We start from the raw sequence: 17,936 nt of genomic DNA on the forward strand, positions 1-17,936 counted from the left end.
ACCGGTGTGTCGCGCCGGGGCGCCGAGGGCAGGCTGCACCCGGCAGCGGAGCCGGGAGCCCCCAACAGGTCTAAACCAATTGCCGGAGAGCCCTTGTCAGCCGCCGCCTGGACTGATGAGCTATGCCCTGGGACAAATGGCAACACCCGAGGGACATCCCGCGGCCAAGCGGACAAAGGGAGTATGGCGTGAGCAGCAACGAGAGCCTGGCCAATCTGTTGCGGGAGGAGCGGCGCTTCGCGCCCCCGGCGGAGCTGGCCGCGACCGCCAACGTGACCGGCGACGCCTATGAGAAGGCCGCCGGCGACCGGCTGGGCTTCTGGGCCGAGCAGGCCCGCCGCCTGGACTGGGCGGTCGAGCCGACCGAGACCCTGGACTGGTCCAACCCGCCGTTCGCCAAGTGGTTCGCGGACGGCCGGCTCAACGTGGCCTACAACTGCGTGGACCGGCACGTCGAGGCGGGCCGCGGGGACCGGGTCGCCCTGCACTTCGAGGGCGAGCCGGGCGACAGCCGCTCGATCACCTACGCCGAGCTCCAGGAGGAGGTCGCCAGGGCGGCCAACGCGCTGACCGAGCTGGGGGTCGAGGCGGGCGACCGGGTCGCCATCTACCTGCCGATGATCCCGGAGGCGGCGGTGGCCATGCTGGCCTGCGCCCGGATCGGGGCGCCGCACTCGGTGGTCTTCGGCGGCTTCTCCGCCGACGCGCTGGCCACCCGGATCCAGGACGCCGACGCCAAGGTGGTCATCACCGCCGACGGAGGCTGGCGGCGCGGCAAGCCCGGGGCGCTCAAGCCCGCCGTGGACGAGGCGCTGACCCGGCCCGGCACCGAGGGCGTCCGCCATGTTCTCGTGGTCCGCCGTACCGCGCAGGAGGTCGAGTGGACCGAGGGGCGCGACCTGTGGTGGCACGAGGTGACGGGACGTCAGTCCGCCACGCACACCGCGCAGCCGTTCCCGGCCGAGCACCCGCTGTTCATCCTGTACACCTCGGGCACCACGGGTAAGCCCAAGGGCATCCTGCACACCTCCGGCGGCTACCTCACCCAGGCGGCCTACACCCACCACGCCGTCTTCGACCTCAAGCCGGAGTCGGACGTCTACTGGTGCACCGCGGACATCGGCTGGGTCACCGGCCACTCCTACATCGTCTACGGACCGCTGGCCAACGGCGCCACCCAGGTGATGTACGAGGGCACCCCGGACACCCCGCACCAGGGCCGGTTCTGGGAGATCGTGCAGAAGTACGGGGTCACCATCCTGTACACCGCGCCCACCGCGATCCGGACGTTCATGAAGTGGGGCGACGAGATCCCGGCCCGCTACGACCTGTCCTCGCTGCGGGTCCTCGGGTCGGTCGGCGAGCCGATCAACCCGGAGGCGTGGGTCTGGTACCGGGAGAAGATCGGGGCCGGCCGGACGCCGGTCGTGGACACCTGGTGGCAGACGGAGACCGGCTCCGTCATGATCAGCCCGCTGCCCGGGGTCACCGAGACCAAGCCCGGCTCCGCCCAGCGCGCGCTGCCCGGCATCAGCGCCACCGTGGTGGACGACAACGGCGCCGAGGTGCCCAACGGTTCCGGCGGCTACCTGGTGGTCACCGAGCCGTGGCCGTCGATGCTGCGCACCATCTGGGGCGACGAGCAGCGCTACCTGGACACCTACTGGTCCCGTTTCGCGCGCCGGGCCACCGACGCGGACGGCGGCGAGACCCGCGTCCCGCTCTACTTCGCCGGGGACGGCGCCAAGAAGGACGAGGACGGGGACATCTGGCTGCTCGGCCGGGTGGACGACGTCATGCTGGTCTCCGGCCACAACATCTCCACCACCGAGGTGGAATCGGCCCTGGTCTCGCACCCCAAGGTGGCCGAGGCCGCGGTGGTCGGCGCCACCGACGCCACCACCGGCCAGGCCATCTGCGCCTTCGTCATCCTGCGGGGCGCCGCCGCCGACGAGGGCGACGCGCTCGTGGCCGAACTGCGCGACCACGTCGGCCGCACCCTCGGCCCGATCGCCAAGCCCAAGCGCATCATGACCGTCGCGGAGCTGCCCAAGACCCGCTCCGGCAAGATCATGCGCCGGCTGCTGCGGGACGTGGCGGAGAACCGCGCCCTCGGCGACGTCACCACCCTCACCGACTCCACCGTCATGGAGCTGATCCAGGCCAAGCTGCCCAGCGCGCCCAGCGAGGACTGACCCCGGGCGGGTGAGCGAGGCGTTACGGGGGCGCCCGGCGACATGCCGGGCGCCCCCGGCGCGCTTATGGTGGCCATGCGTGCCCGTGCGCCGGTAACGGCCGCCGCGCGCGCCGCCGAGCCCGACCGGAGGTCACCGTGGCGCACTCCGAGCCGTCGGTCCGCCACCGCACCGTCTTCCTGGGGCGGATGCCGCTGCCGGAACGCAACTTCGTGGCCGACGCGCTGCGCACCGAGACCGTGGGCGGGGTGCTGCTGCTGATCGCCGCCGTGGTGGCGCTGGTGCTGGCCAACACCCCGGCGCGGCACGGCTACGCGGCCGTGCGGGACTTCGCCTTCGGCCCCGGCGCCGTCCATCTGCGTCTGTCGGTCGCCCACTGGTGCACCGACGGACTGCTCACCGTCTTCTTCTTCGTCGCCGGGATCGAGCTCAAGCGCGAGCTGACCACCGGGGAGCTGCGTTCGCCGGCCGCCGCGGTGCTGCCGGTGGCCGCCGCGGTGTGCGGGATGCTCTGCCCGGCCCTGACCTACCTGGCCGTGGGCGGGACCCACGGCGGTGACCTGCGCGGCTGGGCGGTGCCGACCGCCACCGACATCGCCTTCGCGCTCGCCGTCCTGGCCGTCCTCGGCACCGCGCTCCCGGCCGCGCTGCGCGCCTTCCTGCTGACGCTGGCGGTGGTGGACGACCTGTTCGCCATCGTGATCATCGCGGTCGCCTACACCGCCACGATCCGTCCGGTGTACCTGGGGCTCGCCGTCGCCGGGCTGGTGCTCTTCCGGCTGCTGCTGCGCAAGGGGGTGCGCGGCTGGTACGTGTACGTACCGCTGGCCGTGGTGGTGTGGGGGCTGACGCACGGCAGCGGGGTGCACGCGACCATCGCGGGGGTGGCGATGGGGCTGGCGCTGCCGACCGGGCGGGGGGAGCGGGTGGAGCACCTGGTGCGTCCGGTCTCGGCGGGGCTCGCGGTGCCGCTGTTCGCGCTCTTCGCGGCCGGGGTGCCGGTCTCCGGCGCGGCGCTGCACGCGGTCTTCACCGCGCCGGAGACGGTCGGGGTGGTGCTGGGGCTCTTCGCCGGGAAGATCCTCGGGGTCTTCGGCGGATCGTGGCTGACCGCGCGCTTCACCCGGGCCGCGCTCGGTCCCGAACTGGCCTGGGCCGACGTGTTCGCGGTGGCCTGCCTGGGCGGCATCGGCTTCACCGTGTCGCTGCTCATCGGCGAACTGGCCTTTCCCGTCGACCCGGTGCTCGCCGACGAGGTCAAGGCGGCGGTGCTGGTGGGCTCGTTGGCCTCGGCGATCGCCGCCTGCGTGGTGCTCAAGCTGCGCAACACCCGGTACCGCCGGCTCGTCGAGGAGGAGGAACGGGACGAGGACCGGGACGGCGTCCCGGACGTGTACGCGCAAGGAGATCCGGCGTACCACCTGAGGATGGCGGCGATCCACGAGGCCAGGGCCGCCGAGCACCGCAGGCTCGCGGAAGTGACCCGCCGGGGCACGCGACCGCAGGACGGTCCGGCATGATCGAGGGGTAGCACGGTCACCCCTCGACCACCAACCGCACACGACGGAGGACGCGATGAGCGCAGCCGACCAGGCCGACGAGCGCAGCTTGGGCCAACTGGTCGCCCAGGCCACGGCGGAGATGTCCGCCCTCGTGCACGACGAGATCGCGCTGGCCAAGGCCGAGCTGCGGCAGGACGTCAAGCGCGCCGGGATCGGCGGCGGCGCGATCACCGCGGCCGGGGTGCTGGCGCTCTTCGCGCTGCCGGTGCTGAGCTTCGCCGCCGCGTACGGCATCCACAACCTCGGGCTCGGGCTCGCCTGGTCGTTCCTGATCGTGGGGGGCGCCTACCTGGCGCTCGCGGCGGTCCTGGGGCTCTTCGCGGTGGCCAAGTTCAAGAAGGTCAAGAAGCCGGAGCGGTCCATCGCCTCGGCCCGGCAGACCGCCGCCGTCCTGGGCACCGTCAAGCCGCACCCGCGCGGTGCCGTACCGGCGCAGGGCCACAGGGAAGCAGCCCCGGCCCCCGCCGAGCACGCGTGAAGGCGCCGATTGTGACACGCTCTCGGACATGACGGACGTTGACTCGTCGGGGATCCGCCTCGAAGGCCCGTGGACGCACCGGGACGTGGCGGCCAACGGCGCCCGCTTCCACATCGCCGAGCTGGGCGACGGTCCGCTGGTCCTGCTGCTGCACGGCTTCCCGCAGTTCTGGTGGACGTGGCGGCACCAGCTGACCGCGCTGGCCGAGGCCGGGTTCCGCGCCGTGGCGATGGACCTGCGCGGCGTCGGCGGCAGCGACCGCACCCCGCGCGGGTACGACCCGGGCAACCTGGCGCTCGACGTGACCGGGGTGATCAGGTCGCTGGGCGAGGCCGACGCCGCGCTGGTCGGCCACGACCTGGGCGGTTACCTGGCGTGGACGGCGGCGGTGATGCGCCCCAAGCTGGTGCGCCGGCTGGCGGTGGCCTCGATGCCGCATCCGCGCCGGTGGCGGGCGGCGATGCTGAGGGACGTCCGGCAGAGCGCGGACAGCTCGCACGTCTGGGGCTTCCAGCGGCCGTGGCTGCCAGAGCGGCGGCTGACGGTGGACGACGCGGCGCTGGTGGGGCGGCTGATCCAGGACTGGTCGGGGCCCCGGCCGCCGGAGGAGGAGGCGCTGCGCGCCTACCGGCAGGCGATGCTGATCCCCTCCACCGCGCACTGCTCGATCGAGCCGTACCGCTGGCTGATGCGCTCGATGGCGCGGCCGGACGGGATGCAGTTCTACCGCAGGATGAAACGGCCGGTGCGGGTGCCCACGCTCCATCTGCACGGTTCGCTCGACCCGGTGATGCGCATCCGCAGCGCGGCCGGTTCCGGGGAGTACGTGGAGGCGCCCTACCGCTGGCGGCTCTTCGACGGCCTCGGCCACTTCCCGCACGAGGAGGACCCGCTGGCGTTCTCCACCGAGCTGGTCAACTGGCTCAAGGACCCCGAACCCGACCGCTGACCGCCGCCCCGGAAGACCACCGGTGCGACCATCACGCCATCTCACCGTACGACCGTCAGCCAAATGCCGGACGCATAAGCCGAATGAGCGAGGCGCTGGTGGTTACCGACCTTGCGGTGCGGGCACGTAGCTCGGTATGGGCTGGACGCACGACTACCGTGACGTATCAAGCGACCACCGGGGCACCGCCGCTACGCGTCGGCCGACGCCCGGGACGGTCCGCTACGACCAGGAGCAGTTGCTGGCCATTCCGCACATCCTGCGGCGCCGCGCTCGCTGGGTGAGCGCCCGGTTGCGCCACACGACACGCGGCTGACCTGGCCTTCCCCCGCCGACCCGATCTCACCGCCCGTTCGGCGCGGGCCGGATCACAGCGCGCATCCCTGGGTGTCCACCGGGCGTGCCGCGGTCCGGCCCGCGGCGACGTCGGTGCGTACCTCGTGCGAGGTGAGCGCGTAGCCGGTGCGGTCGTCGTCGAGCGACTTGGCGAAGACCACGCCGTAGACCTCGCCGTCCGGGGTGAGCAGCGGGCCGCCGGAGTTGCCCTGGCGGACGGTGGTGTAGAGCGAGTAGACGTCACGGCTGACGTTGCCGCGGTGGTAGATGTCCGGGCCGTGCGGCTGGATGCGGGCGCGGACCCGGGCGGCCCGCACGTCGTACCCGCCGTTCTCCGGGAAGCCGGCCACGATGGCGCCGTCGCCGCTGTGCGCGGGGTGGCCGACGAAGTCGAGGGCGGGGGCGTCGAGCGAGGGCACGTCCAGCACGGCGATGTCCCGCTGCCAGTCGTAGAGCACGACCTTGCCCTGGTACGTGGGGCCCTCGCCGCCGACCTGGACCACCGGATCGGTGACCCCGCCGACCACGTGGGCGTTGGTCATCACCCGGTGCGGGGCGAAGACGAAGCCGCTGCCCTCCAGCAGCTTGCCGCAGCCGCCGGCGGTGCCGGTGACCTTGACGATGCTGCGCTCGGCGCGGAGCGCCGCGGGGGCGGTGGCGAGCCTGGGGTCGGGGGCCGGCACCGGGGCGATCGGCTCGCTGGAGAACGGGGTGAACACCTGCGGGAAGCCGTTCTGCGCCAGCACCGAGGAGAAGTCGGCGAACCACATGTCGGCGCGCTGCGGGATCATCCGGGAGACCCCGGTGAGCACCTTGGAGGCGCGTACCTCACGCCCGATGGTGGGCAGCGCGGTGCCGGCCAGCGCGGAGCCGATCAGCCAGGCCACCAGCAGCATCGCCAGCACGTTGACGAGCGCGCCGCCGGTGGCGTCCACCGCCCGCGCCGGGGACCAGGTGATCCGGGTGCGCACCTTGTTGCCCAGGTGCGTGGTGAACGCCTGTCCCACCGAGGCGCAGACGATCACGACCACCACGGCCATGATCGCGCTGAACGTCCCCGGGGTGGCGTTGCCCATCGCCCCGTCCCAGATGACGGGGAGGACGTAGATCGCGGCGAGACCGCCCCCGAGGAAACCCAGCACCGACAGGATGCCCACCACGAATCCCTGCCGGTAGCCGATCACGGCGAACCACACGGCGGCGAGCAAGAGCAGGACGTCCAGCGCGTTCACCGGGATACCGTCTCACGTACGACGGGCCAGCGGGACTTCCCTTTCCCGGTCCCACTCCCGCTCCCAGCCGCTGAAGTACAGGATGCGGTCGATGAGTTCGGCGGTGAAGCCCCATACCAGGACATCGCACACGAGGAAGGCCGGGCCGCGGTGGCCGCTGGGGTGGGTGACCATCGCCCGGTTGCCCGGATCGGCGAGTTCGGCGACGGGGACGGTGAAGACCCGTTCCGTCTCGGCCGGATCGACCACCCGCACCGGGCTGCGCTCCCGCCACCAGCCGAGCACCGGGGTGACCACGAAGCCGCTGACCGGGATGTAGAGCCGGGGCAGCACCCCGAAGATCTGCACCCCGGCCGGGTCCAGCCCGGTCTCCTCGCACGCCTCGCGCAGCGCGGCCCGGACCGGACCCTCGCCCTCCGGGTCGCCGTCCTGCGGATCGAGGGAGCCGCCGGGGAACGAGGGCTGGCCGGCGTGCGAGCGCAGCGACCGGGAGCGCTCCATCAGCAGCAGCTCCGGGCCGTCCGGGCCCTCCCCGAAGAGGATCAGCACGGCCGACGGACGCCCGCCGTCGGCCGGCGGCAGGAAGCGGCTCAGCTCCTCCGGCGGCAGCACCGCGGCCACCTCGGCGACCGGCGCCAGCCAGGCGGGCAGCCCGCGCACATCGCACCCGGCCGTCGTCATTCCCCCTCCCCCGCCGGGACCACCGGCTGGTGGACGGCCTTCTGGTGCTCCACGAAGGACGGCGGCGGCTTGAGCCGCTGCCCGGTGCCGCCCGGCTGGAGCTCGTACTTCAGCAGCTTGCGCGCCTTGTCCGGGTCGGTCTCGCCCTCCCCGTAGGAGGGGCACAGCGGGGCGATCGGGCAGGCGCCGCAGGCCGGCTTGCGGGAGTGGCAGACGCGGCGGCCGTGGAAGATCAGCCGGTGCGAGAGCATCGTCCACTCCGACTTCGGGAAGAGGGAGCCGACCTCCTCCTCGATCTTCTCCGGGTCCTCGGAGGTGGTCCAGCCGAAGCGGCGGGCGAGCCGGCCGAAGTGGGTGTCCACGGTGATCCCCGGGACACCGAAGGCGTTGCCGAGCACCACGTTGGCGGTCTTGCGCCCGACCCCGGGCAGCGTCACCAGGTCCTCCAGGCGCCCGGGGACCTCGCCGCCGAACCGGTCACGCAGCGCCGCCGACAGCCCCAGCAGCGATCTGGCCTTGGCCCGGAAGAAGCCGGTGGGCCGGACGATCTCCTCCAGCTCCTGCGGATCGGCCGCCGCCATCTCCTCCGGGGTGGGGTACCTGGCGAAGAGCGCCGGGGTCGTCATGTTGACCCGCAGATCGGTGGTCTGCGCCGACAGCACGGTGGCCACCAGCAACTGGAACGGGTTCTCGAAGTCCAGCTCGGGGTGGACGTACGGGTAGAACTCGGCCAGCTCGCGGTTGATCCGCCGGGCCCGCCGGACCAGTGCGGTACGGGACTCGGCCTTGGCCGCGGGCTTCTTCGCGGGGCCCTTCGCCGCGGGGGCCTGCTTGGCGGCGGGCCTCTTCGCGGCGGCCTTCCTCGGCGCGGCCTTCTTGGCGGGGGCCTTCGCGGGGGCCGCCTTCCCGCCCGGGGCGCGCTTGCGCGGAGCCGCTTCGGCCGTACGGGCAGGCTGTTCGCTCACAGCGGAATCCGGGGCGGCGGTCACCCGGACGGATCCGCCATCTTGCTTCTTCCTCGGCGCACTTGGCGTATCAGGCACCCGGCCAGCCTAAGGCTCGGCGCCCGGATCCGCCCTTGGCCACCACGATGACGGCGCCCCGGCCGCACCGCCGCGACCGGCCATTTCGACCCCGCCGCACGCCCCGGGCCCGGCATAGGACACACTTGTGATTGATCGCACTGTTTTACCGTCCGGCATGATGGGGACAGGTCCCGGTCGGTGGAAGTCAACAAGGAGAGACCTCGTGGACGACGTTCTGCGGCGCGCACCGCTCTTCGCGGCGCTCGACGACGAGCAGGCCGCTGAGCTGCGCGCCTCCATGACGGAGGTCACGCTCGCGCGTGGTGACTCGCTCTTCCACGAGGGCGACCCGGGTGACCGCCTGTACGTGGTCACCGAGGGCAAGGTGAAGCTCCACCGCACCTCGCCGGACGGGCGCGAGAACATGCTGGCCGTGCTCGGCCCCTCGGAGATGATCGGCGAGCTGTCGCTCTTCGACCCGGGCCCGCGTACCGCCACCGCCACCGCGCTGACCGAGGTCAAGCTGCTCGGCCTGGGCCACGGCGACCTCCAGCCGTGGATGAACGCCCGCCCCGAGGTCGCCGTGGCGCTGCTGCGGGCCATCGCCCGGCGGCTGCGGCGCACCAACGACAGCATGTCCGACCTGGTCTTCTCCGACGTCCCCGGCCGCGTCGCCAAGGCCCTGCTGGACCTGTCGCGCCGCTTCGGCGTCCAGTCCGACGAGGGCATCCACGTGGTGCACGACCTGACCCAGGAGGAGCTGGCCCAGCTGGTCGGCGCCTCCCGCGAGACGGTCAACAAGGCGCTGGCCGACTTCGCCCAGCGCGGCTGGCTGCGGCTGGAGGCCCGCGCGGTGATCCTGCTGGACGTCGAGCGGCTGGCCAAGCGGTCGCGCTGACCGACCGGACGCTGCGGGAACGGGCGAGCGGAGACCATCCGCCCGCCCGCTTCCGTTCCCGGCCCGTGCCGTCAGATCAGGCCGTGCTCGCGCAGGTAGTCCAGCTGGGCCCGCACCGACAGCTCGGCGGCGGGCCACAGGGCGCGGTCCACGTCGGCGTAGACGTGCGCCACCACCTCGGCGGCGGTGCGGTGACCGGCCTCCACCGCGGTCTCCACCTGGGCCAGCCGGCTCGCCCGGTGCGCCAGGTAGAACTCCACGGCGCCCCGGGCGTCGTCCAGCACCGGGCCGTGGCCGGGCAGAATCGTTTCGATGCCGCCGTCCGTGGTGAGCGTCCGCAGGTGGCGCAGCGAGTCCAGGTAGTCGCCGAGCCGGCCGTCGGGGTGGGCCACCACGGTGGTGCCCCGGCCCAGCACGGTGTCGCCGGTGAGGACGGCGCCGTCGGCGGGCAGGTGGAAGGAGAGCGAGTCGGCGGTGTGCCCCGGGGTGGCCAGCACCCGCAACTCCAGCCCGCCGGTGGTGATCACGTCCCCGGCCGCCAGCCCCTCCTCCCCCAGCCGCAACGCCGGGTCCAACGCCCGTACCCGGGTGCCGGTCAGCTCGGCGAACCGGGCCGCCCCTGCGGCGTGGTCGGGGTGGCCGTGGGTGAGCAGGGTGAGCGCGATCCGCTTGCCGGCCTCCTCGGCGGTACGGATCACGGTGCGCAGATGTGCGTCGTCCAGCGGGCCGGGGTCGACCACCACGGCGAGCGGCGAGTCCGGCTCGGAGACGATCCAGGTGTTGGTGCCGTCCAGCGTCATCGGGGACGGGTTGGGGGCGAGCACGCAGACCGCGCGGGGGGTGGCGGGGCCGCCGACGGAGGGCTGCGGGGCACCGGGCAGGATGGCGGCCGTCATGACTCGGCTCCTCGGGCTGGCGTCGTCGGGTCCTCACTGTGCGGATGCCCCGGCACGGCGCCGTCATCCGTCGCGCCGCCCCGTTCCACGTGCCGGGTGAACTCCTCGTGCCCGGGCCAGCGCAACACCACCTCGTCGCCGACGAGTTCAGCCCGGGCCAGCACCGGCGTCATGTCCCGGCCGGCGCAGGAGGCGAAGGCGTCGGCCACGGTGGCGTACGGCAGCAGCGCGCGCAGCGTGGCGATGGTCGGCGGCATCATCAGCAACTCACCGCGGTCGTACCCGGCCACCGCGGCACCGGCGGAGAGCCAGGCCACCCGGTCGGCCTCGCCGGAGACGTCCCGGGTGCGCTGCCCGGCCGGCAGCGCGGCGAGGAAGAACCAGGTGTCGTAGCGGCGCTCCTCGAACTCCGGGGTGATCCAGCGGGCCCACGGCCCGAGCAGGTCGGAGCGGAGGACGAGGTCGCGGCGGGCGAGGAAGTCGGCGAAGGAGAGCTCCCGGCCGACCAGTGCCCGGCGGTCGGCCTCCCAGCCGTCACCGCTGGTGTCGGCGACCACCGAGGAGGCGTCGGGGCCGGCCAGCAGCACCCCGGACTCCTCGAACGTCTCCCGCACCGCGGCGCACACCACCGCCTGCGCCGACACCGGGTCGAGCCCCAGCAGCCCGCCCCACACCTCCCGTTCCGGCCCCGCCCAGCGCACCGGGCGTTCGTCCCGCGGGTCGACCCCGCCGCCCGGGTACGCGTAGGCGCCGGCGCCGAAGGCCATGGAGGCGCTCCGGCGCAGCAGATGGAGTTGGGGTCCGCCGGGGGCGTCGCGCAGCAGCAGCACGGTGGCCGCCCGGCGCGGCTCGACGGGGTTGAGCCTGCCCTCCGTCAGCGCCCGGATCCGGGCCGGCCAGGAGGGCGGGAACCATCCCTTGGCGGTACGGGAGGAACGGGACCGCGCGTCCGGCCCCTGGGCCGGAGCCGCCTGCGCGCCGCCGGACCGCGGTGCGTCCGGTCCCGGCGGCGTGCCCTTGGTCGTCGTCATGGCCGGATGCTATGCGCTGCCGTGCCGATGTTCGAGAGGACGTCCCGGCCGGGACCGGGGGTCAGCCGGCGATCTCCACCTGGATCTCGACCTCCACGGGCGCGTCCAGCGGCAGCACCGCGACGCCGACCGCGCTGCGGGCGTGGACGCCCTTGTCCCCGAGGATCTGCCCGAGCAGCTCGCTCGCGCCGTTGATCACCCCGGGCTGACCGGTGAAGTCCGCGGCGGAGGCGACGAAGCCGACCACCTTCACCACCCGCACGATCCGGTCCAGGTCACCGGTGACCGTCTTGACCGCCGCCAGCGCGTTCAACGCACACGTCGCCGCGAGGGACTTGGCCTCCTCCGCGGTGACCTCCGCGCCCACCTTGCCGGTGACCGGCAGCTTACCGTCCACCATGGGGAGCTGGCCGGAGGTGAAGACGAAGGAGCCGGAGCGCACGGCCGGCTGGTAGGCCGCGAGCGGCGGGACGACCTCGGGCAGCGTCAGCCCCAGCTCCGCGATCCTCGTCTCAACGGCACTCATGCCCTCCCGTCGCCCACCGCCACCCTCAACGGAGTCGCTTCGCGACGCGCTCATGACTTCTGCCGCTTCAGGTACGCCACCAGCTGCTCCGGGTTGTTCGGGCCGGGGACGACCTGGACGAGTTCCCAGCCGTCCTCACCCCACTGGTCGAGGATCTGCTTGGTGGCGTGCACGAGGAGCGGCACGGTCGCGTATTCCCACTTGGTCATGGGGCGACTGTAATGCTTCGGGCCGGGGCGGGACGCGTCCGCTCCCCCAGTCGAGGGCGGCCCTGTGCGTGGCATCCGGCCCGACTGGTTAGGCTCGGATGTGTGAGCGCCCAGCAGACAGCCTCCCCGAGGCTCCACATCGTCACGGGCAAGGGCGGCACCGGTAAGACCACGGTCGCCGCCGCACTGGCGCTCGCCCTGGCGACCGAGGGCAGACGGGTCCTGCTCGTCGAGGTCGAGGGGCGGCAGGGCATCGCCCAGCTCTTCGAGACCGAGGCGCTGCCGTACGAGGAACGAAAGGTGGCCATCGGCCCGGCCGGCCCGGCGGAGGGCGGTGGCCGGCGGTCCGGCGGCGAGGTCTACGCGCTCGCCATCGACCCCGAGTTGGCCCTGCTGGACTACCTGGAGATGTTCTACAAGCTCGGCCGGGCGGGCCGGGCGCTGAAGAAGATCGGCGCGGTCGACTTCGCCACCACCATCGCCCCCGGGCTGCGCGACGTGCTGCTCACCGGCAAGGCGTGCGAGGCGGTCCGGCGCCGCAACCCCGCGCACGCCAAGGAACGCCCGGGCGCCCGCACCTACGACGCGGTGGTGATGGACGCCCCGCCCACCGGACGCATCACCCGCTTCCTCAACGTCAACGACGAGGTGGCCGGGCTCGCCCGGTTCGGCCCGATATACAACCAGGCGCAGGCGGTGATGCGGGTCATCAAGTCCGCCGAGACCGCGGTGCACCTGGTGACGCTGCTGGAGGAGATGCCGGTCCAGGAGACCGTGGACGGCGTCGCCGAGCTGCGGGCCGCGGGGCTGCCGGTGGGCGCCGCGGTGGTCAACATGGTGCGTCCGGTGGTCCTCGACGACCGGACGCTGACGGTCGCGCTGGACGAGGACGTCCCGGCCACCCGGCGTACCGCGGTGGCCAAGGCGCTCTCGCAGGCCGGACTGGGCGGCGCCCGGCGCGGCGGCCTGGCCGAACGCCTGGTGGACCCGCTGCTGGAGCAGGCCCGCGAGCACGCCGGCCGGGTGATGCTGGAACGACGGCAGCGCGCCGACCTGGACTCCCTCGGGCTGCCCACTTTCGAACTGCGCATGCTGCCGGACGGGGTGGACGTCGGCGGGGTCTACGCCCTGGCCAGGTCGCTGCGCGCACAGGGCTTCGGCGGCGCGGACGCCGCCGTACGGGACGTCAGGGGGTCGCGCCGATGACCTGGGAGACACCGCCTCTCCAGATCGATCCGCTGCTGGACGACCCGGCCACCCGGATCATCGTCTGCTGCGGCTCGGGCGGGGTGGGCAAGACCACCACGGCCGCCGCGCTCGGCGTCCGCGCGGCCGAACGCGGCCGTACCGTCGTGGTGCTCACCATCGACCCGGCCCGCCGGCTGGCCCAGTCCATGGGGCTCACCGAACTCGACAACACCCCGCGCCGGGTGGCCGGGGTGGACGAGTCGGCGGGCGGCCGGCTGCACGCGATGATGCTGGACATGAAGCGGACGTTCGACGAGATCGTCGAGCAGCACGCCGATCCGCAGCGCGCCCAGGCGATCCTGGACAACCCCTTCTACCAGTCGCTCTCCGCCGGGTTCGCGGGCACCCAGGAATACATGGCCATGGAGAAGCTGGGCCAGTTGCGAGCGCGCGACGAGTGGGACCTGATCGTGGTCGACACCCCGCCCAGCCGGTCGGCGCTGGACTTCCTGGACGCGCCCGGCCGGCTCGGCTCGTTCCTGGACGGCAGGTTCATCCGGCTGCTGATGGCGCCGGCCAAGGCGGGCGGCCGGGCCGGGATGAAGTTCCTCAACGTCGGCATGTCGATGATGACCGGCGCGCTGAGCAAGGTCGTCGGCGCCCATCTCCTCCAGGACGTGCAGACCTTCGTGGCCGCGATGGACACCATGTTCGGCGGCTTCCGCAAGCGGGCCGACGCCACCTACCGGCTGCTCCAGGCGCCGGGCACCGCGTTCCTGGTGGTGGCGGCGCCGGAACGGGACGCGCTGCGCGAGGCGTCGTACTTCGTGGAGCGGCTGGCCGCCGACCGGATGCCGCTGGCCGGGCTGGTGCTCAACCGGGTGCACGGCAGCGGCGCCACCACGCTGACCGCGGAGCGCGCCCTCGCGGCGGCCGAGGCGCTGGAAGATCTGCTCGACGAGCCGTCAACGCAGGTGCTGGTCAACGGAGTTGAGGACGACGACGCCACGGCGGACGCGGAATCCCATCCGGACGACGGCATTGTCGATCATCACAACGGGAAGACTGGAGGAAGCCGCTCCTCCGGCCGCACCCCCGGCGACGGCTCCGACGACCCCGGTCACGGCGATCTCCCCGGCCGTGACCCCCGTGGCACCCGCGACGACGGCACACCCGACGGTGGCTCCCCCGGCTCTCCCACCCCCTCCGGCCACCACGCTCCGGTGTCCGGCGCCGACGCGACGGGTGAGCCCTCCGCGGAAGGTCTCGCCGCCGGTCTGCTGCGGTTGCACGCGGACCGGATGCAGTTGACCGTGCGCGAGCGCCGCGCCCGGGAACGTTTCGCCTCCGTCCACCCGGACGTCCCGGTGGCCGAGGTGGCCGCCCTCCCGGGCGATGTGCACGACCTCGACGGGCTGCGCGCGGTCGGGGAACGGCTGGCCGCCGGCGACCCGGTGACCTCGGTAGCCTGACGTACGGTCAGCCCCGGCCGCGTCCGGCGGGCGGGGCGCACGGGGGCATGCCGCGCGCCGCCGCGGGAGGACGCGGCGGTCGGCGCGTGCGTACGCAGGGCGGTAGGGCGCCGCGGCGATCGTCGGTGTGCGCGAGGAGCGACCGGGCGTGCGGGTACAGGCCCCGGCGGGGCCGGACGCGAAGGTGGGGCGCGGGCTCGTCAGCCGACGGCCGCGTAGTCCTCCTCGGCGTCGGCGGGCAGCAGGCCCATGCTGCGCTCGTACTCGTGACGGGCCGTCTCCAGCAGTCTGCGCCACGAGGTCACGGTGGGACGCCGGCGCAACAGCGCCCTGCGTTCCCGTTCGGTCATCCCTCCCCAGACGCCGAACTCGACGCGGTTGTCGAGTGCGTCGGCCAGGCACTCGGTACGCACCGGGCATCCGGTGCAGACCGCCTTGGCCCTGTTCTGTGCCGCACCTTGGACGAAGAGCTCGTCCGGATCAGTCGTCCGGCACGCTGCCTGTGCGCTCCAGTCGGTAACCCAGCTCATGCTGGCGCCGTCCTCTCCCGAATCGGGGCTCCCCCACGGCGGCAGCGGCATATTCACCGCCGCCAGTTGAGGACGTTACGGAAGGAGGGCAGGGCGCAACAGCCCCCTCGGGCCCAATCTTGAATGGCCCGATCGGACTATGCGTACCCGGCAGATCACCCACCGGAGTGAGCGAAGCGCAAACCCGACTCGCCGGACATCACCGCCATTTCACCCAAAGGTCTGGCTGAGACCTCTGGCATATGTCGGTAATCCGGACACCTCTCATCACCCACAAGAGTGAAGAAGGAGGGCGAAACCGTGCGCCATCGGAGCGCGTCGTTCACAGGGTAGGCGAACAGATGGGCGCACGTCCTGAGAATCGGCGCGTAGGCTGCTGCCCATGGCTTACAAGCGCTCGGACGGTGGCCTGTCGGCGGCCCGACAGGCCGTGAAGTTGCTCGGCGTCAGCGTGCTGTCGGGGGTCGTGCTCGCGGGCATCGCGCTGCCGGCCACCGGTGCCCTCGGGCTGACCGCCAAGGGCGCCGCCGCCGGGTTCGACCAGCTCCCGGGAGAGCTGAAGCGCCCCCCGCTGAGCCAGGCCTCCCGGATACTCGACGCCAACGGCGGCCTGATCGCCACCGTCTACTCGCGCGACCGGGTCTCCGTACCGCTCGACCGGATCAGCCCGACGATGCAGAAGGCGATCGTCGCGATCGAGGACGCGCGCTACTGGAAGCACGGCGCGATCGACGTCAAGGGCGTGCTGCGCGCCCTCAACACCAACGCGACCCAGGGCGGGGTCGCCCAGGGCGCCTCCACCCTCACCCAGCAGTACATCAAGAACGTCTTCATCGAGGAGGCCGGGGACGACCCCGACAAGGTCGCCGAGGCCACCCAGCAGACCCTGGGCCGCAAGGTCAAGGAGCTGAAGTACGCGATCCAGGTGGAGAAGGAGCTGGGCAAGCGCAAGATCCTGGAGAACTACCTCAACATCACGTTCTTCGGCGAGCAGGCGTACGGCGTCCAGGCCGCCGCCCAGCGCTACTTCAGCACCGACGCCGACAAACTCACCCTGGACCAGGCCGCGCTCCTCGCCGGCCTCGTCCAGTCGCCCACCCGTTACGACCCGATCAACGACCCCAAGGCCGCGCTCACCCGGCGCAACACCGTGCTCTCCCGGATGGCCGACCTGCACGACATCACCCGTGCCCAGGCCACCGCGGCGCAGGCCCGGCCGCTCGGCCTCAAGCCCAGCATCCCGCGCAACGGCTGCATCACCGCCGTCCAGGGCGCCGGCTTCTTCTGCGACTACGTCCGCGAAACCTTCCTGAACAACCCGGTCTTCGGCAAGACCCGGGAGGCCCGGGCCAAGCGCTGGACCGAGGGCGGCCTGACCATCAAGACCACCCTGGACCCCAAGGCCCAGGCGTCCCTCCAGGCTTCGGTCACCAAGCACGTCTACACCACCGACCCGGTGGCCACCGCGGTCACCATGGTGGAGCCCGGCAGCGGCAAGATCCGGGCCATGGGCCAGTCCCGGCCGTACGGCTTCGGCGCCCACCAGACGCAGATCAACTACTCGGTCGACCGCAACATGGGCGGCGGCCTCGGCTACCAGCCCGGCTCCACCATCAAGGCGTTCACCGCCGCGGCGGCCCTGGAGAACGGGATGTCGGCGACGCAGAGCTACCCGTCGCCGTACCAGATGCCGTACCCGGACGTCACCGACTGCTCCGGCCACCGGCTGCACGACGACGCCTCGGTGCCCAACGAGAACAAGTCCGAGGTCGGCCCCTACACCATGCCCGAGGCCCTGCAGAAGTCGATCAACACGTACTTCGTCTCGCTGGAGGCCGACACCGGGCTGTGCAACGTGGTCAAGATGGTCAACAACCTGGGCATGGACAAGCGGGCCGGCGGCGGCTCCTTCGGCCTCGGCGCCTCCTTCACCCTCGGTGCCAACGAGGCGTCCCCGCTGGACATGGCCGCCGCGTACGCCGCCTTCGCCAACGGCGGCGTCTACTGCGCGCCGACCGCCATCGAGTCGGTGACCGACACCTCCGGCAAGTCGCTCCCGGTGCCCCAGGAGTCCTGCCACCGGGCGATGTCGCAGCAGACCGCCGACACCATCAACACCATGCTCAAGGGCGTGGTCGACGACGGTACGGGCAAGGAAGCCGGCCTGAAGGACCGGGACAGCGCGGGCAAGACCGGCACCACCGACAGCCGCTACGCCGCCTGGTTCGTGGGGTACACCCCCAACATGTCGGCGGCGGTGTGGGTCGGCGACCCGGCGCACCACGTGCAGATGTACGACATCACCATCGGCGGCGTCTACCACCAGAAGGTCTACGGCCAGGACACCCCGGCCCCCATCTGGCAGGACGCGGTCAGCGGCGCGCTGGCCGGGGTGCCGGCGGAGAGCTTCCGCACCGTCAACATCCCGACACCGGACAAGAAGGGCGGCCAGGACGCCCAGAAGCCGCAGACCCCCGCCGGTGACAAACACGATCACGGCCGCGGCCACAACAACGGCAAGGCCCCCGGCGGCCCCGACCCCCAGCAGCCCCCCTTCAACTTCCCGCCCGGCATCATCGCCGGCAACGAGAACGGCGGAGGCCTGACCTGGCCCTGACCCGGTCACCCAACGCGCCCCGGACCTGTCGGTCGGGGGCACGTTGGTGTGTTGGGGGGCGTGTTGGGGGCGGGGCGCAGCCGGGGGCGCCGCGCGTCCCGGGGGCCCGAC

General features: G+C 72.7%; 16 protein-coding genes. 8 read left to right on the top strand and 8 right to left on the bottom strand.

What is annotated here, in order from left to right; genetic code table 11:
- Positions 1-188: 188 nt before the first annotated feature.
- The 4 genes from acs to SCATT_RS13460 all read left to right on the top strand — a co-directional run bounded on the left by acs (position 189) and on the right by SCATT_RS13460 (position 5,184).
- On the top strand, positions 189-2,195 hold the full coding sequence (gene acs, locus SCATT_RS13445) for an acetate--CoA ligase (protein ID WP_014143610.1): 2,007 nt from the start codon (positions 189-191) through the stop codon (positions 2,193-2,195).
- Positions 2,196-2,383: 188 nt separating this feature from the next.
- Complete coding sequence (gene nhaA, locus SCATT_RS13450; protein WP_042507651.1) at positions 2,384-3,715, top strand: Na+/H+ antiporter NhaA; 1,332 nt, start codon at positions 2,384-2,386, stop codon at positions 3,713-3,715.
- A gap of 55 nt (positions 3,716-3,770) precedes the next feature.
- Positions 3,771-4,235: a phage holin family protein gene (locus tag SCATT_RS13455; RefSeq protein WP_014143612.1), complete on the top strand. Its 465-nt coding sequence runs from the start codon at positions 3,771-3,773 to the stop codon at positions 4,233-4,235.
- Between the two features lie 28 nt (positions 4,236-4,263).
- Entirely contained in the window at positions 4,264-5,184 is a 921-nt protein-coding gene (locus tag SCATT_RS13460) for an alpha/beta fold hydrolase (RefSeq protein ID WP_014143613.1), read from the top strand.
- Positions 5,185-5,552: 368 nt separating this feature from the next.
- Here the strand turns inward: SCATT_RS13460 and SCATT_RS13470 are convergent, their stop codons facing one another.
- Genes SCATT_RS13470 through nth form a run of 3 tightly spaced genes read right to left on the bottom strand, consistent with a single transcriptional unit; the run spans position 5,553 to position 8,422 of the window.
- Entirely contained in the window at positions 5,553-6,752 is a 1,200-nt protein-coding gene (locus SCATT_RS13470; protein WP_014143615.1) for a MarP family serine protease, read from the bottom strand.
- A 12-nt stretch (positions 6,753-6,764) separates the two neighbouring features.
- Positions 6,765-7,433: an NUDIX hydrolase gene (locus SCATT_RS13475; protein WP_014143616.1), complete on the bottom strand. Its 669-nt coding sequence runs from the start codon at positions 7,431-7,433 to the stop codon at positions 6,765-6,767.
- A complete protein-coding gene (gene nth / locus SCATT_RS13480; RefSeq protein ID WP_014143617.1) occupies positions 7,430-8,422 on the bottom strand; it encodes an endonuclease III in 993 nt (330 codons plus the stop codon). Before nth ends, SCATT_RS13475 begins: the two co-directional genes overlap by 4 nt.
- Before the next feature lie 259 nt (positions 8,423-8,681).
- Here nth and SCATT_RS13485 point away from each other — a divergent pair, with 259 nt between their 5' ends.
- Positions 8,682-9,356, top strand: coding sequence for a Crp/Fnr family transcriptional regulator (locus SCATT_RS13485; protein WP_014143618.1), 675 nt, complete (start codon positions 8,682-8,684; stop codon positions 9,354-9,356).
- A 71-nt stretch (positions 9,357-9,427) separates the two neighbouring features.
- Here SCATT_RS13485 and SCATT_RS13490 read toward each other — a convergent pair whose 3' ends face one another.
- The 4 genes from SCATT_RS13490 to SCATT_RS37690 form a co-directional block, all read right to left on the bottom strand.
- A complete protein-coding gene (locus SCATT_RS13490) occupies positions 9,428-10,252 on the bottom strand; it encodes an MBL fold metallo-hydrolase (RefSeq protein ID WP_014143619.1) in 825 nt (274 codons plus the stop codon).
- Positions 10,249-11,283, bottom strand: coding sequence for an NUDIX hydrolase (locus SCATT_RS13495; protein ID WP_014143620.1), 1,035 nt, complete (start codon positions 11,281-11,283; stop codon positions 10,249-10,251). The genes SCATT_RS13490 and SCATT_RS13495 overlap by 4 nt, the downstream gene beginning before the upstream one ends.
- Before the next feature lie 61 nt (positions 11,284-11,344).
- Positions 11,345-11,809, bottom strand: coding sequence for a RidA family protein (locus SCATT_RS13500; protein WP_014628029.1), 465 nt, complete (start codon positions 11,807-11,809; stop codon positions 11,345-11,347).
- Positions 11,810-11,859: 50 nt separating this feature from the next.
- Positions 11,860-12,018: a DUF4177 domain-containing protein gene (locus SCATT_RS37690; protein ID WP_014143622.1), complete on the bottom strand. Its 159-nt coding sequence runs from the start codon at positions 12,016-12,018 to the stop codon at positions 11,860-11,862.
- Between the two features lie 102 nt (positions 12,019-12,120).
- Between SCATT_RS37690 and SCATT_RS13505 the strand changes: the two genes are divergently transcribed.
- Complete coding sequence (locus SCATT_RS13505) at positions 12,121-13,224, top strand: ArsA-related P-loop ATPase (RefSeq protein ID WP_014143623.1); 1,104 nt, start codon at positions 12,121-12,123, stop codon at positions 13,222-13,224.
- Positions 13,221-14,678, top strand: a complete 1,458-nt coding sequence (locus SCATT_RS13510; RefSeq protein ID WP_014143624.1) for an ArsA family ATPase — start codon at positions 13,221-13,223, stop codon at positions 14,676-14,678. The genes SCATT_RS13505 and SCATT_RS13510 overlap by 4 nt, the downstream gene beginning before the upstream one ends.
- A 200-nt stretch (positions 14,679-14,878) precedes the next feature.
- Here SCATT_RS13510 and SCATT_RS13515 read toward each other — a convergent pair whose 3' ends face one another.
- Positions 14,879-15,208, bottom strand: coding sequence for a WhiB family transcriptional regulator (locus SCATT_RS13515; RefSeq protein WP_014143625.1), 330 nt, complete (start codon positions 15,206-15,208; stop codon positions 14,879-14,881).
- A 382-nt stretch (positions 15,209-15,590) separates the two neighbouring features.
- Between SCATT_RS13515 and SCATT_RS13520 the strand changes: the two genes are divergently transcribed.
- Positions 15,591-17,825, top strand: a complete 2,235-nt coding sequence (locus SCATT_RS13520) for a transglycosylase domain-containing protein (protein WP_014143626.1) — start codon at positions 15,591-15,593, stop codon at positions 17,823-17,825.
- Positions 17,826-17,936 lie beyond the last annotated feature (111 nt).

Source organism: Streptantibioticus cattleyicolor NRRL 8057 = DSM 46488 (assembly GCF_000240165.1).
Taxonomy (GTDB): Bacteria; Actinomycetota; Actinomycetes; order Streptomycetales; family Streptomycetaceae; genus Streptantibioticus; species Streptantibioticus cattleyicolor.

Excerpts from the sequence above, each read along its gene's own strand:
- SCATT_RS13520 (WP_014143626.1), top strand. The coding sequence starts at position 15,591 with ATGGCTTACAAGCGCTCGGACGGTGGCCTGTCGGCGGCCCGACAGGCC.
- nhaA (WP_042507651.1), top strand. The coding sequence starts at position 2,384 with ATGCCGCTGCCGGAACGCAACTTCGTGGCCGACGCGCTGCGCACCGAG.
- SCATT_RS13490 (WP_014143619.1), bottom strand. The coding sequence starts at position 10,252 with ATGACGGCCGCCATCCTGCCCGGTGCCCCGCAGCCCTCCGTCGGCGGC.
- SCATT_RS13460 (WP_014143613.1), top strand. The coding sequence starts at position 4,264 with ATGACGGACGTTGACTCGTCGGGGATCCGCCTCGAAGGCCCGTGGACG.
- SCATT_RS13475 (WP_014143616.1), bottom strand. The coding sequence starts at position 7,433 with ATGACGACGGCCGGGTGCGATGTGCGCGGGCTGCCCGCCTGGCTGGCG.
- SCATT_RS13500 (WP_014628029.1), bottom strand. The coding sequence starts at position 11,809 with ATGAGTGCCGTTGAGACGAGGATCGCGGAGCTGGGGCTGACGCTGCCC.
- SCATT_RS13510 (WP_014143624.1), top strand. The coding sequence starts at position 13,221 with ATGACCTGGGAGACACCGCCTCTCCAGATCGATCCGCTGCTGGACGAC.
- SCATT_RS13515 (WP_014143625.1), bottom strand. The coding sequence starts at position 15,208 with ATGAGCTGGGTTACCGACTGGAGCGCACAGGCAGCGTGCCGGACGACT.
- SCATT_RS37690 (WP_014143622.1), bottom strand. The coding sequence starts at position 12,018 with ATGACCAAGTGGGAATACGCGACCGTGCCGCTCCTCGTGCACGCCACC.
- SCATT_RS13455 (WP_014143612.1), top strand. The coding sequence starts at position 3,771 with ATGAGCGCAGCCGACCAGGCCGACGAGCGCAGCTTGGGCCAACTGGTC.
- SCATT_RS13495 (WP_014143620.1), bottom strand. The coding sequence starts at position 11,283 with ATGACGACGACCAAGGGCACGCCGCCGGGACCGGACGCACCGCGGTCC.